Raw genomic sequence first — 13,736 nt, forward strand, 5'->3', positions numbered from 1 at the left:
GGCCCCGATGCCGGAAACCACCCGCCGTGAGTCATCATTCGGGAGATCGTATGCCCGGGTGGGTCCGCGGATGGACGCCCGCGGCGCAGCAGAGCACCGCCGCCGGCTCGTGGCGCCGGCGCACGGCTTCGTCATCGAAATCGGGGCGGGCTACGGGGCCACCTTCCCGTTCTACCCTTCCGCGGTGTCCGGTGTGCTGGCCCTCGAACCGGACCCCACGCTCCGTGCGCTGGCCCTCGCCGCCGCCGGCAGGGCGCCTGTGCCCGTCACGGTGAGGGACGGCGTGGCGGAAGCGCTGCCGGCGGCGGATGCCTCGGCCGACGTCGTTGTTTCCAGCTTGGTGCTGTGCAGCGTGCCGGACCCGTCCCTCGCCCTGGCGGAGGTGGTCCGGGTCCTGCGCCCCGGCGGTCTGCTGCTGTTCTACGAACACGTCCGCTCAGCGCACCGCCTGCTGGGGGCCGCCGAAGACCTGCTCACACCGCTGTGGGGCCGGCTGGCAGGCGGATGCCACCCGAACCGTGACACCGCCGCCATGATCGCCGCGGCAGGCCTGAGCGTGCAGGGCATCGAGCGCTTCGGCTTTTCGGTGCTTCCCGGCAATCCGCGGCTGGCCCACGTCCTCGGTGTGGCGGGCAAATCCTGAGCACGTTCCGGCACAACGAAAAGGGGGCGCCTGCCGCGATGGCAGACGCCCCTCTCCTGATTTCACTCCGGCTGAGCCGGCCTGGGTTTGCTAGGCCTTCTTGGGCGGCAGGGCCAGCTTGAAGATCTTCGCCCACGTGGAGCCGACCTGCTTCAGCAGCGGGCCCGTGGTGTACGGCAGTCCGTAGCGCTTGCAGATCTCCTGCACCTTCGGCTGCACTTCCGCATAGCGGTTCGAGGGAAGGTCCGGGAACAGGTGGTGCTCAATCTGGTGCGAGAGGTTGCCGGTCATGAGGTGCATGAACTTGGAGCCGGAGATGTTGGCCGAGCCGATCATCTGCCGCACATACCAGTCACCGCGGGTCTCGCCCTCCACCATTTCCTCGGTGAAGGTGTCAGTGCCTTCGGGGAAGTGGCCGCAGAAGATCACTGCGTGCGCCCACACGTTGCGGACGGCGTTGGCGGTCAGCGTGCCGTAGAGGGCCTGCTTGCCGGAACCGGTCAGCATGGCGACGGCGGGAGTGGCGGCGTAGTCCTTGGTGAACTGCGTCAGTGCCTTGCGGCCGAGGGCCTTCAGGTCCTTGGTCAGGGCTTCCTTGGACTTCCGGCCCTCTTTGTAGTCCACCAGTTCGAGGTCGTAGATCGCGATGCCCCACTCGAAGACCGGTGCCAGCAGCGCGTTGTACAGCGGGTTGCCCAGGTTGAAGGGAGTCCATTTCTGGTCCGGATCCATCCGCAGCAGGTTGTATCCGATGTCGTTGTCCTTGCCGACCACATTTGTCCAGCGGTGGTGGAGATCGTTGTGGGTGTGCTGCCAGGAGCGCGCGGGGGTGACGAAGTCCCATTCCCAGGTGGTGGAGTGGATGTCCGGGTCCCGCATCCAGTCCCACTGCCCGTGCAGGATGTTGTGCCCAAGTTCCATGTTTTCCAGGATCTTGGCGAAGCTCAGCAGCGCGGTGCCGGCGAACCAGGCGGGCTTCTTCTTGCTGACAAGGAGCAGGGCACGGCCGGAGAGCTCCAGGCCGCGCTGGATCTTGATCATGCGGCGGATGTAGGCGGCATCGGCGGACCCGCGCTTGGCGAGGATGTCATCCTTGATGGCGTCGAGTTCGCGCCCCAGCTCCGCCACCTGCTCGTCGGAGAGGTGGGCGGCCGCGGGAGGGCGCAGCAGCGGGCTGCCGGTTTCGGCGAGGGCTCCGGGCCGCGTCTTCGCGACCGTGACGACCTTTGCTGTGTCGGCTGAACCGCTGGTGGCGGGGGTGTCGGCGTCGGAAAGGTCCGGTTTGTTGGAAACAATCGTCATGCGGTGATACTCCTCAGAGGTCGAGGTTAACGGGGCCGGCGGCTGCCGACACGCACGTCTGGATTAGTTGGCCGGGCTCGCCGTGCACTTCGTTGGTGCGCAGGTCACGGACGTGGCCGGCCCGCAGCGGGATGAGGCAGCTGTGGCAGATACCCATCCGGCAGCCGCTGGGCATGAGGATGCCGGCGTCCTCGCCGACATCGAGCAGCGGGGTGTCGCCATCGGCCTCGACTTCACGGTCGGAGGCCTCGAAGGTGACCAGGCCGCCGTCGTGCCCTGCGCCGCCGGCGAGGCTGGTGCTGAAGCGTTCGATGGTCAGGGTGCCCGAGCTGGCCGCGGCCTGCTGGGCGTCCTCCGCTTCGGCCTCCCACAACGCCTCGGCGTCGTTGAGGTACCCTTCCGGACCGCATGCGTAGGCGGCGCGCTGGCGCCAGTCCGGGCAGAGCCGGTCCAGGTCGGCGGCCGAGGTGAAGTCCAGCCGTCCGCTCTCACCAGTGAACCAGTGCGTGACGCGCAGGTTGGGGAACTGGTCGGCGAGCTCGGCGAGTTCTTCACGGAAGATGGTGTCCGCGGCGGTGCGGGCGGTGTGGATCAGGACGACGTCCGAATCCGGGCGGTGCGGAACGAGCGTGCGGATCATCGACATCACCGGGGTGATCCCGCTGCCGGCCGTGAGCATGAGCAGCGGCCGCGGATGCTCGGGAAGGACGAAATCGCCCTGCGGGGGCGCCAGGAACAGGACGTCGCCGGGCTTGGTGCCTCGCACGAGGGCCCCGGACACGGCGCCCATGTCGGTCACGGTGATTGCCGGGTCCTGTCCGGCGGGGGCGCTGAGCGAGTAGGACCGCCAGTGGCGGACACCGTCGAGCTCGACGCCAATACGGGCCCACTGGCCGGCAAGATGTGCTTGCCAGCCGCGGCCGGGACGGAAGAAAATGGTGGCGGAATCGGCCGTTTCTGGAACCACCCTGGTGACCACGCCGCGCAATTGGCGGGCGGAAAACACGGGATTGAACAGCGACAGAATGTCTTCTGGAGCTAGTGGGGTGGTCAGTAGAGATGCGGCGCGCGCCAGCTTACGGAGCCGGATCATTCATCAAGCTTATGTCAGATTGCGCCATACTTCTTCACCCAAGGCATACGATCGACTTGAGAAAACTATCCCGCCGCAACAACTCATCGGACTTTCCATGAACACATCCCCTGCCCGGGAGCCTGCCGACCCCACCCCCGCCTACGATCCTCCCTGGCTGGCCCTGCCGCGGGAGGTCAGCGACATGCTGCGGCCGCGGATGCCCGGCATTGTCGAGGCCATCATCGAGGCCGTCCCGCAGCTCGTCCCGGCGTACGCCAGGCCGATCGAGGGGCGCTTTGGCAGGGGGCTGCGCAGGGGCGTGGCCGCGGCGCTGGACCGCTTCCTGCAACTGCCCGGGACCCGGCTGCCGGCGCTGTCCGAGGAAAGCCGGGAGCTGGTGGCCGGGCTGGGCAGCGGCGAGTTCCGGCAGGGGCGGAGCATGGACGCGCTCCTGAGCGCCTACCGGATGGGCGCCCGTGTGACGTTCCGGGAGATGTCCAAAGTCTCAGTGGAACACCATCTGGGCCAGGGCGTCGTGGTGGACCTGGGCGAATCGATCCTCGCGTACATCGATGAGCTGTCGGCGGTCAGCGCCGAGGCCTACGCCTTTGAGCAGTCCGAACGGGCCGGAGCAGTGGACCGGCGGCGCACCGAACTGCTGGACCTGCTCCTGCTAGGCCAGGCCGACGAGGCGGCCCTGCGCCAGACGGCGGCGATGGCGGACTGGTCCCTGCCCCAGCGCATGGCGGTGGTGACGCTGCCGCTGGACCGGGCGGCCGGGCTGCGGCTGCGCCTGGGCCCGGGCACCCTTGTGATTGAGCGCGAGACCGATGTTGTCGCCCTGGTGCCGGCGCGGATGTCGCGCTCCGCCCGGGACGACCTGGACCGTGCCCTGAAGGGGCGCGGCGCTTCCGTGGGACCGGCCGGGGGCTGGGAGAGGGTTCCGGATTCGCTGCGGCTGGCCGTGCTGGCGGCCGCGGCACTGCCTCCGCGGGAGGGACCGGATGATCCCCCGATCTGGGCCGACGAGCACCTGGCGCAGGTGATTCTCGGTGCAGAACCCTCAGCGATCACGGAACTCGCCAACCGCCGGCTCGCGCCGCTGGAAGGGCTCCGGCCCGCACAGCGCGACCGGCTCGCCGAAACCCTGCTCTCCTGGTTGCGCCACTGGGGCCAGCGGGCGCCCGTGGCCGCCGAGCTCGGGATTCACCCGCAGACCGTGGGCTACCGGGCAGCGCAGCTGCGCGAGCTCTTTGGCGACGCCCTCGAGGACCCAACGGCGCGCTTCGAACTCGAACTGGCCCTTCACGCCGGCCGGCGGTAGGCCAGCCCGTCAGGCGGACCGCGGGTTACCCGGCGAGCGCCCGCCGGCTGTGGAGCCGCAACTCCAGGTCGTGCATCACGAGCGCCGCCAGGTCCTCCAGCGCAGCCGTGTCCTCATCGCTGAACTCGCGGGGCTCACGGTCCAGGATGCAGAAGGTGCCCAGGTTGTAGCCGTCCGGAGTGCGCAGCGGCACCCCGGCATAGAACTGCAGGCCGAACTCGCCTGCCACGAGGGGGTTGGCCAGCGTCCGGGGATCGTTGACGGCGTCCTGGACAATCCAGGCATCGCCCTGCAGGACGGCGGAGGCGCACAATCCGGGGTCCCGGCCGATTTCCGTGACATCCGTGCCGTGGTGGGACTTGAACCAGATCCGGTCATGGTCCACAACACTGACAATCGCCACGGGCACCGAGAACATGCGTGCGGCCAGCGCCGCGATCCGGTCAAAGACGCCGTCCGCGGGAGTGTCCAGGATCCGGTACCGCTCGACCGCCTGCATGCGCCCTTCTTCGTCGGTCAACAGCGCGGCCCGGTCCCGGCGGCGGCGTCCTGTGCCGTTGATGACTTCCTGGCGCAGGGCCAGGGACACTTCCCGGGCCGGCGGGCGGGCGGCCGGATCCCTGTCCAGCATGGAGGTCAGCAGGGCCGCCCACATGGGCGCGATGTCTTCAGGGACGTCCGGGTCGTGGAGCAGCCGGGCCAGGGCGGACTGCACCGGCGCGCCGGGATAGGCCATTTTCCCGGTCAGGCCTTCCAGCAGGACCAGCCCCAGCGAATAGACGTCGCTGGCGGGGCCCGCCGGTTCGCCGGCAGCCTGTTCGGGGCTGAGGTAGGCCGGGGTGCCGGAGCTGTCATCGGGGTCGCCGTGGTGGCCTTCGCGGATGGTGATGGCCACGCCGAAGTCACTGAGTTTGGCGCGGGCGCGCCGGTCCTCGACGCTGTAGTCCACGAGCAGGATGTTGGCCGGCTTGACGTCCCGGTGGATGATGCCGTGGTGGTGGATGTGCGCAAGACCGTCGGCGAGATCGTGTCCGATCAGCGCCATGTGGGCCGCCGACAGCGGGCCCTCGGCCGAGCGGCGGCGCAGGTCGGGGCCGCGGACGAGTTCCATCACCAGATAACTGAGCCGGCGGGTCGGGTCACTGAGGTCCGTGCCGGCGTCGAACAATGTCACGAGGGCGTGGTGGGCCATCCCCGCCAGGATCCGCACTTCATCGGCTTGCCTGCGGGTCCGTTCTTCGTCCACTGTCCCGTCGCGGAAGAGTTTGACTGCCACTTCACGCCCCAGGACCTCGTCCGTGGCACGGTACACGCTCGATTGGCTGCCCCGGCCAATGAGTTCTTCGATCCGGTAGCGCCCGCTGAGCAGGAAACCGGGGTCCATGGTTGTCAAAGGTCTACGTGGTCCCTCTAATGGGGCCGCCGCTGGAAGCGGGCGGATCAGTCCAAAGCCGGGACAAATCCCGGCACCCGCATCATAAGCAAGCTTACTTATCATAACGCGGAAACCGGATTCCGGAAGACTTCCGGGGAGTCTTTCGGTCCGCCGCCTAGGCTATTTTGCGGGGTTGTGGGTCCCGATCGGCACCAGGGTGAGGTCAGGGTGGTTCTTTTCAATCCGGCGCAGGGCCCAGACGTCGTTGAACAGGGCCAGGTATTCCCCGTCGGAGCGCAACAGGACTTCGGCGCCGGGGACGTTGGCCAGCGCCGGCATGGCGTCGGCGGTCGAGATCCGGGCCATGGAATACGGGAGCCGCTCCAGCCGCATCGGGGCGCTGAAGTCGTGCGCCATGCGGTCCTCGACCACTTCGAACTGCATGGGGCCGACGGCGGCAAGAACGGGCGCCTGGTCGCCGCGGATGTCGGAGCGGAGCACCTGGATGACGCCCTCGTGCTCGAGTTGTTCGATGCCGCGGCGGAACTGCTTGAACCGGCTCGGGTCCTTGGAGCGCGCCACCTGGAAGTGCTCCGGGGCGAACAGCGGGATCGCCGGGAACTCCACGGGCTGGTCCAGGAACAGGCTGTCCCCCACCCGGAGGGAGGAGGCGTTCACGAGGCCCACCACGTCGCCCGGGAAAGCCTCGTCGATCACCTCGCGTTCGCGGCCGAAGACCTGCTGGGCGTACTTGGTGGCGAAGGATTTCCCCGTCCGGGTCTGGGTGACCACCATGCCGCGCTCGAACATGCCGGAGCAAACACGGATGAAGGCAACGTGGTCGCGGTGGGCCTTGTTCATGCCGGCCTGGACCTTGAAGACGAACCCGGCGAACGGGGCATCCACGGGGCGGGGGTCGCCGTCGACGTCGGGCCGCGGGGCAGCTGGCGGGGCGAAGTCGACGAGGGCGTCGAGGATTTCCTTGACGCCGAAGTTCAGCGCGGCCGAGCTGAAGAGGATCGGCGTCGCCTTGCCGGCGTGGAAGGCCGCGACGTCGAACGCCAGGTTGGATTCGATGACCAGTCCGGCCTCGTCCACGGCGTTGGACCAGTCGTCGCCCTGGCTGGCGGCGGCCTCGTCGGGGGTGAAGTATTCGGTGAGGGCGATGTTGGCGCCGGCGTTGTTGCGCTTGAACTGCGCGAAGCGGTCGTTGCGCAGGTCCCAGACGCCGCGGAAGTCGCCGGAGATGCCAACGGCCCAGGTCAGCGGCATCGGCTGCAGGCCGGTGCGTTCGGTGATCTCGTCCATCAGCGCCAGGGCGTCCAGGCCGGGCCGGTCCCACTTGTTGATGACAGTGATGATGGGCAGGTTGCGCTGCTTGCAGACCTCGAAGAGCTTCATGGTCTGGGTTTCCAGGCCCTTCGCGGCGTCGACCAGCATGACGGCACAGTCCACGGCCGCGAGCACGCGGTAGGTGTCCTCGGAAAAGTCGGCGTGGCCCGGGGTGTCCAAGAGGTTAATGACGGTGTCCCGGTAGGCGAACTGCAAAGCGGCAGAGCTGATGGAGATGCCGCGGTCCTTTTCCATCTGCATCCAGTCCGAGACCGTCTCCTTGCGGTTGGCCTTTCCGCTGGAGGCGCCGGCCGTGCCGATCACCTTTGCGTGCAGCGCCAGGGCCTCCGTCAGGGTGGATTTGCCGGCGTCGGGGTGCGAAATGACCGCGAAAGTCCGGCGCCGGGCCGCCTGCTTGTGAATCTCCTGGACTCGGGCGGGGCTGAGGACTTCTTGAGACACGATGCTACTTTCGCTGCGGCAGTGGACGGGTCACGGCGCGGAGAGCCCGCGGTACACCCAAGGATCCAAGTTTATCGCAGGCCGCGGACCGCGGACGAAGCTGCGGCCGGACCGCGCATGAAGCTGCGCGGGGCCCGGGCACGAAGCTGCGGCCTTGCGGCGCCAAAATGCCCTCACGGACGGCGCCCGCGCTAGCCCTTCAGGAGGCCCGCGGCGGCACGCCGCAATGGACCACTTTAAGGCTTGCCTGTGCGGAAGTGGCCGTGCTTTACCCCTATCATGGGGAGAGCGGGGAACTGAGTACTTTGATCCTGCCGGGAGACCCTGGAATCCGGCGCACTTGCAGGCTCGTCCCTGCACCTTTGAAGGGAAATCTATGGCTCGGAGCCCTGAAGATGCGCTCAAGGCGACCCTGGCCAGGGTGGCACCGGGCACAGCCCTCCGCGACGGCCTGGAACGCATCCTCCGCGGCCGGACCGGCGCGCTGATCGTGCTGGGCATCGACAGGACCATCGAGTCCATCTGTTCGGGCGGCTTCGAGATCGGCATCGACTTCTCCCCCACCCGGCTGCGGGAACTGGCGAAGATGGACGGCGCCATCGTCTGCGACAAGGATGCCAGCAACATCCTGCGCGCGGCCGTCCAGCTCGTCCCGGACTCGAGCATCGAAACGCAGGAATCGGGCACCAGGCACCGGACCGCGGAACGCGTGGCCATCCAGACGGGCGTCCCGGTCATTTCGGTCAGCCAGTCAATGCAGATCATCGCGCTGTACGTGCACGGGCTGCGCCACGTCCTGGAGGGCTCCGAGAAGGTCCTGGCCCGCGCCAACCAGGCCCTGGCAACCCTGGAACGCTACCGCTCGCGCCTGGACCAGGTCACCAGCTCACTCTCCGCCCTGGAAATCGAGGCCATGGTGACGGTCCGTGACGTAGCGGTCACCCTGCAGCGCCAGGAAATGGTGCGCAGGATCTCCGAGGAAATCTCCCAGTACGTCCTGGAACTGGGCGAGGACGGCCGCCTGCTCTCGCTGCAGCTGGACGAGCTCACCGTCGGCCGCGGCCCGGGCAGCGACGTCATCATCCGGGACTACTCCGGTCCGGCCGCAACAGCGGAGGACATCGACAAAGCGGTCAAGGCCCTCGTCAGCCTGGGCCCGACCGAGCTGATCGACTTGGGCAAGATCGCCGGGATCGTCGGCTTCGCCGGCGGCGAGGCCAACCTCGACGCCGTCGTGCAGCCGCGCGGCTACCGCCTGCTCTCCGGGCTCAAGGCCGTGCCGAAGGCCGTCGCCGACCGGCTCGTCGACCACTTCGGTGGCCTGCAGTTCCTGATGGCGGCAACAATCGATGACCTCATGACCGTCGACGGGATCGGTGACCAGCGTGCCAGGACCGTCAGGGAGGGCCTGAGCCGCATGGCCGAGGCCAGCCTGCTGGACCGCTTCCTCTAACCCCCTCCACAAACCCGTCGGGGGTAGCTGGAGTTATACGGGTCAGCTGAGCTGGAACACGGCCTTGGGGCTGTTCTTGTTCGCCAGCCGGGCGGTGAAGACGTAGTAGGCGCCGCCGGCACCGGGCGTGGCCTCGACGGGCTCGCAGCCCTGCACCGTGCGGTTGCGCTGCCACGGGAAGTTCGCCGTCTCACTCTTGCCCGGAGCAATGGTCTTCATCAGGTCCGCGCTCTCCGCCTGGCAGTCCTTGGAGGAGAAGATCCGGTCCGAGCCGCTGGTGATCATGTACTCCATCTGCGACGTCCCGATGTTGACCTCGCACGGGACCTTGTTGTTGTTGGTCACCGTGAGGCTCAGCAGCGGCTTCTCACCGGCGGCGTAAGCCTGTTTGTCGGTGGCGGCCGTAACGGTGATCAGATTCTGCTCGCAGCCCTCCCCCGATGTGGCCGTGGGTGAGGCCGAAGCCTCCCCGGACGCCGTGGGGCTCCCCGACGCGGAGCCAGCCGGGCTGGCCGCCGGCGACGCTCCTGCCCCGGACGGCTGGGCGCCGGCAGACTGGCCCCCGCCCATGGCATTCGAGACCGCCACAAAGCCGCCGAAGGCCACCGCGATGACGAGCAGCAGGACCACCCCTGCAAACAGCCGGCGGCGGCGGTAGACCCGGCGCAGCGGGGGCCGTCCGGATTTGCGCCCGGATTGCCCCGTGGCCGAACCTTTCGGCCGCGAACCGCCCGTACCTGAAGTGCCTTGCCTGACCATTCTTCTAGCCTAGAGAACCGCGCGGGCTATGGCGCCCGACCACGCCGCGGGACCGGACGCCGTCCCGATCCGTTACCCCGATCTATTACGCTGAATGGATCGAAACTCTAACCCCCACGCCCCCCGTATCCGCCGCGGCACCGCGGGAACCCCTGCCCGCCGGGGCGCCCGGCCGCGCCGGCAATCTCCCAGCCCTCCATGCGGCCCTGGATGACTGGTTCGCGTCCAATGCCAGGGACCTGCCGTGGCGGGCCGCGGACTGCACGCCCTGGGGTGTGCTGGTCAGCGAAGTGATGCTCCAGCAGACGCCGGTGGTCCGGGTCCTGCCGGTCTGGGAAGAGTGGCTGCGCCGCTGGCCGGAACCTGCAGATCTGGCCGGCGAACCCGCCGGGGAGGCCGTCCGGTCCTGGGGCCGGCTGGGATATCCCCGGCGCGCCCTGCGCCTGCGTGCCGCCGCCGTCGCCATCAGGGACAGCCACGGCGGGGCCGTCCCCGACACCTACACCGAACTCCTGGACCTGCCGGGCGTGGGCAGCTACACGGCCGCGGCCGTCGCCGCGTTCGCCTACGGACGCCGCGAAACGGTGGTGGACACGAACATCCGCCGGGTCCACGCGCGGCTGGTCACCGGCTCTGCCCTGCCGGCGCAGGCCCTGACCGCCGCCGAAATGCGGCTGGCGGCATCGCTGCTCCCGGACGGCCCCGACGCCTCGGTGCGCTGGAACGCCGCCGTCATGGAACTCGGCGCCCTGGTCTGCACTGCTCGGACCCCCAAGTGCGGCCAGTGCCCTGTCCGGGAGTCCTGCGCCTGGCTGGCGGCCGGGGAGCCGGCGCCGACGTACACGCCCAAGGGACAGGCCTGGCACGGCACGGACCGGCAGGTGCGCGGCGCCGTGATGGCCATCCTGCGGGCAGCCGAGGAGCCCGTGGCGCCGGTCCTGTTCCACCAGGCTCCAGCGGACCTGGGCTTCGAACCGCAGGGCATCGGCATACCGCTCGCGGCCCTGCACCGGCTCAACGCGGCCCCCGAGCAGCTGGAACGGGCGCTGGCAGGGCTGCTGGGCGACGGCCTCGCCGAACTGCACCAGGGCGGCTTCCGGCTCCCGGGCTGAGGATCTACGCTGGAGCATGCGCAAGCTGGCGGCCGCGGCCGTGCTGGTCCTCACCGCAGTCCTGGCTGTCTCGTGCCGGCCGGAGGCCGCCTGCCCGGCGATCGCCCAGGCGCCCGTTGTGTCGCTCACGGTGGACCGGGAGTACGCCCCGTCAGTGCGGACCATCCACCTGGCCGCCTGCCAGGACGGCCGCTGCAAGGAGGCGGACCTCGAACTGGTTCCCGGGAGCACGGCCGTGGACCAAGGCTGCGAGCCGGGCCCCTACGGCGGCGACGGCGCCTGCTCGGCCACTTCCTCACCCGACGGGACCCTGACCGGAATGCTGATGATGGAGACGCTGAGCGCCAGCCGGATCGAGGTGACGGCCACGGGCACGCACGGACACCGCCGGGAACCCTCTGCCGGCCCGGGCCGCGGCGTTCACGCCCAGGTCGGCGCACCCGTTTGGTGAGCAGTGCGGAACCTTCATCACCGCCAGCGTCGTGCTCGACGCGGCCGGCCTCCGCCAGGCACCCTAGCGCTTACGGCTCACCGAACCCCGAGCCGACCAGGCGTTCCAGGTAGTCGACCGCCTTGGCGGCGTCCGGGCCGCTGGCCTCCACGTGCAGGACGGTTCCCTTGCCGGCGGCGAGCATCATGAGTTCGGTCATGGAGGCGCCATCGGCGCCGTTCACGGTCACCTCGGCGTCCATGGCGGACAGGCCTCCGGCGATCTTCGCTGCCGGCCGGGCATGCATGCCGGTCTGGTTGACGAGTTCAAAGTCCCCGGTGGCGTCCGGCGGCTGCTGGTGCACATGCCCCGCCTCCGCGGGATGGGCCGGGGGCCGGTAGACGGCCTCGGCCGCGTCCTTCACCGCCGCCGCTTCGGCCCCTGCCTGGGCAGCCACCGCGGCCGCGACGAGTCCTTCGACGATGGGCGCGTCAGCAATCAGCACCGAGCCCGGGTCGGCTGCAAACTCCGCAGCGGACTCGGCCGTCATCACCGCGGAGCCGAGGTCGGCGAGCACCACCACACCGTCACCGGCAGCCTGCTCCAGGGCCGCCATGACCTTGTCCAGGCTCGTGCCGATGCGGCCGTCGTCGGTGCCGCCGGCGGGCAGGATCAGGACGTCGGGAGCCATCTGCGCGGCGAGTTCGACGGCGCCGTCCGCGATCTTGGAGCTGTGCGAGACGACCACCAGCCGGACTGTCATTCGGCCGCTCCGGCCGCGGCGCGCAGAATCAGCGCACTGGAGACCGCTCCGGGGTCGCGGTGGCCGATGCTGCGCTCCCCCAGGTAGCTGGCCCGGCCCTTGCGGGCGAGCATCGGATCCGTGGACACGGCGCCGGCTTCGGCGGCCTCCGCCGCGGCTAGCAGCACCTTCCTGACATCGCCGTCGCCGTCGCCAGCCGCTGCGGCGGCCGCCTCGATCGCGGGCGTCCAGGCGTCCACCATGGTCTTGTCGCCGGATTCGGCCTTGCCGCGGGCGACGATCCCGTCGCGGGCGGCCTGCAGCGCGGCAGCGAGGGTGGCGGCGTCGACGTCGGAGGCCTCACCCAGGGCCGTGGCGGCCCGCAGGAACGCCGTGCCGTACAGCGGGCCGGCCGCCCCGCCGACCTTGGACATCAGCGTCATGGCCGTCAGTTTCAGGGCCGCGGCCGGGGTTTCGGGCGGCGTCTCGGCAAGTTTGTCCATCACGGCCTTGAAGCCGCGGTCCATGTTCTCGCCGTGGTCCGAGTCCCCGATGGGCCGGTCCAGCTCGATCAGTTCCACCCGGTGCTCCGCCATGGCCTGCGCCGAAAGCGTCAGCCACCGCACCGCCCAGCCGACGTCCAAGCCCACGGTCAGACGCCCCAGCGAAGGGCCGGAGTGTGCACCGGAGCGTCCCAGAGTGTTGTCATCTCGTCATCGAGGCGCAGGACAGTGATGGAGCAGCCCTGCATTTCGAGGGACGTGATGTAGTTGCCCACCAGGGAGCGGGCCACGGTGACGCCCTGCTCGGCCAGTTTCTGCGCGGCCCTGCGGTAGACGATGTACAGCTCGCTTTGCGGGGTGCCGCCCATGCCGTTGACGAACAGGAGCACCTGGTCCCCGGAAGCAAGGCCGAGGTCGCTGACCACCGGATCCAGGAGCCGGTCGGTGATGCCGTCGGCGTTTTCCATCGGGATGCGGTGCCGTCCCGGTTCGCCGTGGATGCCGATGCCGATCTCGATCTCGTTTTCCTCGAGCTCAAAACTGGGCACCCCGGCATGCGGAACGGTGCAGGCGGACAACGCCACGCCCATGCTCCGCACGTTCTGGTTGACGCGGTCACCGATCGCGGCGACGGCGTCCAGGTTGTCACCGCGCTCGGCGGCCGCACCGGCGATTTTCTCGACCAGGACGGTGCCGCCGACGCCCCGGCGCCCGGCCGTGTACAGCGAATCCTGCACTGCGACGTCGTCGTTGACGAGCACGGTGCGGATCTCGACGCCTTCGGCCTGCGCGAGTTCGGCGGCGGTTTCGAAGTTCAGGACGTCACCGGTGTAGTTCTTCACGATGTGCACGACGCCGGCGCCGGAGCTTACGGCCAGCGTGGCCGGCAGGATCTGGTCCGGAGTGGGAGAGGTGAACACGGCGCCCGGGACGGCGGCGTCGAGCATGCCCAGGCCCACGTACCCGCCGTGCAGCGGTTCGTGTCCGCTGCCGCCGCCGGAGACGAGCCCGACTTTCCCTGCGACGGGAGCGTCCTTGCGCACGATGTATTTCGGGTCCGGGAAGACGGTCACGAGGTCGGCGTGAGCAAGCCCGAACCCCTCCACTGACTCGTCGACCACGGCTTTGGGATCATTGATGAGTTTCTTCATGGCGGTGCTCCCTGGATGGTGTCCTGGCTGCTTGCTTAGACCCTACTACCGGGGCACGGCCGGCGGTAGGCTC

At 69.2% G+C, this 13,736-nt stretch carries 13 protein-coding genes; 5 read left to right on the plus strand and 8 right to left on the minus strand.

Annotated features, from left to right (window positions below; all coding sequences use genetic code 11):
• Positions 1–7 precede the first annotated feature (7 nt).
• A complete protein-coding gene (locus tag AC1D0A_RS07130; RefSeq protein ID WP_243178329.1) occupies positions 8–643 on the plus strand; it encodes a class I SAM-dependent methyltransferase in 636 nt (211 codons plus the stop codon).
• A gap of 90 nt (positions 644–733) precedes the next feature.
• Here AC1D0A_RS07130 and AC1D0A_RS07135 read toward each other — a convergent pair whose 3' ends face one another.
• Both AC1D0A_RS07135 and AC1D0A_RS07140 read right to left on the minus strand, forming a co-directional pair.
• Positions 734–1,945 carry a fatty acid desaturase family protein gene (locus AC1D0A_RS07135; RefSeq protein WP_243178328.1) on the minus strand — a complete coding sequence of 404 codons (1,212 nt, stop codon included), beginning with the start codon at positions 1,943–1,945 and terminating at the stop codon, positions 734–736.
• 13 nt (positions 1,946–1,958) lie between these two features.
• Complete coding sequence (locus tag AC1D0A_RS07140; protein ID WP_243178327.1) at positions 1,959–3,038, minus strand: ferredoxin reductase; 1,080 nt, start codon at positions 3,036–3,038, stop codon at positions 1,959–1,961.
• Positions 3,039–3,135: 97 nt separating this feature from the next.
• On the opposite strand from AC1D0A_RS07140, the gene AC1D0A_RS07145 reads away from it, so the two are divergent.
• Positions 3,136–4,344: a PucR family transcriptional regulator gene (locus tag AC1D0A_RS07145; protein ID WP_243178326.1), complete on the plus strand. Its 1,209-nt coding sequence runs from the start codon at positions 3,136–3,138 to the stop codon at positions 4,342–4,344.
• A 25-nt stretch (positions 4,345–4,369) separates the two neighbouring features.
• Here AC1D0A_RS07145 and AC1D0A_RS07150 read toward each other — a convergent pair whose 3' ends face one another.
• Both AC1D0A_RS07150 and AC1D0A_RS07155 read right to left on the minus strand, forming a co-directional pair.
• On the minus strand, positions 4,370–5,728 hold the full coding sequence (locus tag AC1D0A_RS07150) for a protein kinase domain-containing protein (RefSeq protein ID WP_243178325.1): 1,359 nt from the start codon (positions 5,726–5,728) through the stop codon (positions 4,370–4,372).
• Positions 5,729–5,899: 171 nt separating this feature from the next.
• A complete protein-coding gene (locus tag AC1D0A_RS07155; protein ID WP_028276909.1) occupies positions 5,900–7,513 on the minus strand; it encodes a peptide chain release factor 3 in 1,614 nt (537 codons plus the stop codon).
• 376 nt (positions 7,514–7,889) lie between these two features.
• Between AC1D0A_RS07155 and disA the strand changes: the two genes are divergently transcribed.
• Positions 7,890–8,966, plus strand: coding sequence for a DNA integrity scanning diadenylate cyclase DisA (disA, locus tag AC1D0A_RS07160; protein WP_018774911.1), 1,077 nt, complete (start codon positions 7,890–7,892; stop codon positions 8,964–8,966).
• A 42-nt stretch (positions 8,967–9,008) separates the two neighbouring features.
• Here disA and AC1D0A_RS07165 read toward each other — a convergent pair whose 3' ends face one another.
• On the minus strand, positions 9,009–9,725 hold the full coding sequence (locus AC1D0A_RS07165; protein ID WP_028276910.1) for a hypothetical protein: 717 nt from the start codon (positions 9,723–9,725) through the stop codon (positions 9,009–9,011).
• 275 nt (positions 9,726–10,000) lie between these two features.
• Between AC1D0A_RS07165 and AC1D0A_RS07170 the strand changes: the two genes are divergently transcribed.
• Together AC1D0A_RS07170 and AC1D0A_RS07175 are read left to right on the plus strand one after the other, a co-directional pair.
• Positions 10,001–10,837, plus strand: coding sequence for an HhH-GPD family protein (locus AC1D0A_RS07170; RefSeq protein WP_476945460.1), 837 nt, complete (start codon positions 10,001–10,003; stop codon positions 10,835–10,837).
• 16 nt (positions 10,838–10,853) lie between these two features.
• The gene (locus AC1D0A_RS07175; protein WP_476945461.1) at positions 10,854–11,288 is read left to right on the plus strand and encodes a hypothetical protein; all 435 of its coding nucleotides are present in this window, start codon (positions 10,854–10,856) and stop codon (positions 11,286–11,288) included.
• A gap of 70 nt (positions 11,289–11,358) precedes the next feature.
• Here AC1D0A_RS07175 and dhaM read toward each other — a convergent pair whose 3' ends face one another.
• The 3 genes from dhaM to dhaK are packed head-to-tail and all read right to left on the minus strand — an operon-like array spanning position 11,359 to position 13,663.
• Positions 11,359–12,030: a dihydroxyacetone kinase phosphoryl donor subunit DhaM gene (gene dhaM / locus AC1D0A_RS07180; protein ID WP_243178322.1), complete on the minus strand. Its 672-nt coding sequence runs from the start codon at positions 12,028–12,030 to the stop codon at positions 11,359–11,361.
• Positions 12,027–12,659: a dihydroxyacetone kinase subunit DhaL gene (gene dhaL, locus AC1D0A_RS07185; protein ID WP_243178321.1), complete on the minus strand. Its 633-nt coding sequence runs from the start codon at positions 12,657–12,659 to the stop codon at positions 12,027–12,029. Before dhaL ends, dhaM begins: the two co-directional genes overlap by 4 nt.
• Before the next feature lie 2 nt (positions 12,660–12,661).
• A complete protein-coding gene (gene dhaK, locus AC1D0A_RS07190; RefSeq protein WP_223914689.1) occupies positions 12,662–13,663 on the minus strand; it encodes a dihydroxyacetone kinase subunit DhaK in 1,002 nt (333 codons plus the stop codon).
• Between the last annotated feature and the right edge of the window lie 73 nt (positions 13,664–13,736).

This window comes from Arthrobacter sp. P1_D4 (genome assembly GCF_056406115.1).

Bases quoted from the DNA above. Each gene is read 5' to 3' on its own strand.
- AC1D0A_RS07130 (WP_243178329.1), top strand. From the start codon at position 8: ATGCCGGAAACCACCCGCCGTGAGTCATCATTCGGGAGATCGTATGCC.
- AC1D0A_RS07135 (WP_243178328.1), bottom strand. From the start codon at position 1,945: ATGACGATTGTTTCCAACAAACCGGACCTTTCCGACGCCGACACCCCC.
- AC1D0A_RS07140 (WP_243178327.1), bottom strand. From the start codon at position 3,038: ATGATCCGGCTCCGTAAGCTGGCGCGCGCCGCATCTCTACTGACCACC.
- AC1D0A_RS07145 (WP_243178326.1), top strand. From the start codon at position 3,136: ATGAACACATCCCCTGCCCGGGAGCCTGCCGACCCCACCCCCGCCTAC.
- AC1D0A_RS07150 (WP_243178325.1), bottom strand. From the start codon at position 5,728: ATGGACCCCGGTTTCCTGCTCAGCGGGCGCTACCGGATCGAAGAACTC.
- disA (WP_018774911.1), top strand. From the start codon at position 7,890: ATGGCTCGGAGCCCTGAAGATGCGCTCAAGGCGACCCTGGCCAGGGTG.
- AC1D0A_RS07165 (WP_028276910.1), bottom strand. From the start codon at position 9,725: ATGGTCAGGCAAGGCACTTCAGGTACGGGCGGTTCGCGGCCGAAAGGT.
- AC1D0A_RS07175 (WP_476945461.1), top strand. From the start codon at position 10,854: ATGCGCAAGCTGGCGGCCGCGGCCGTGCTGGTCCTCACCGCAGTCCTG.
- dhaM (WP_243178322.1), bottom strand. From the start codon at position 12,030: ATGACAGTCCGGCTGGTGGTCGTCTCGCACAGCTCCAAGATCGCGGAC.
- dhaK (WP_223914689.1), bottom strand. From the start codon at position 13,663: ATGAAGAAACTCATCAATGATCCCAAAGCCGTGGTCGACGAGTCAGTG.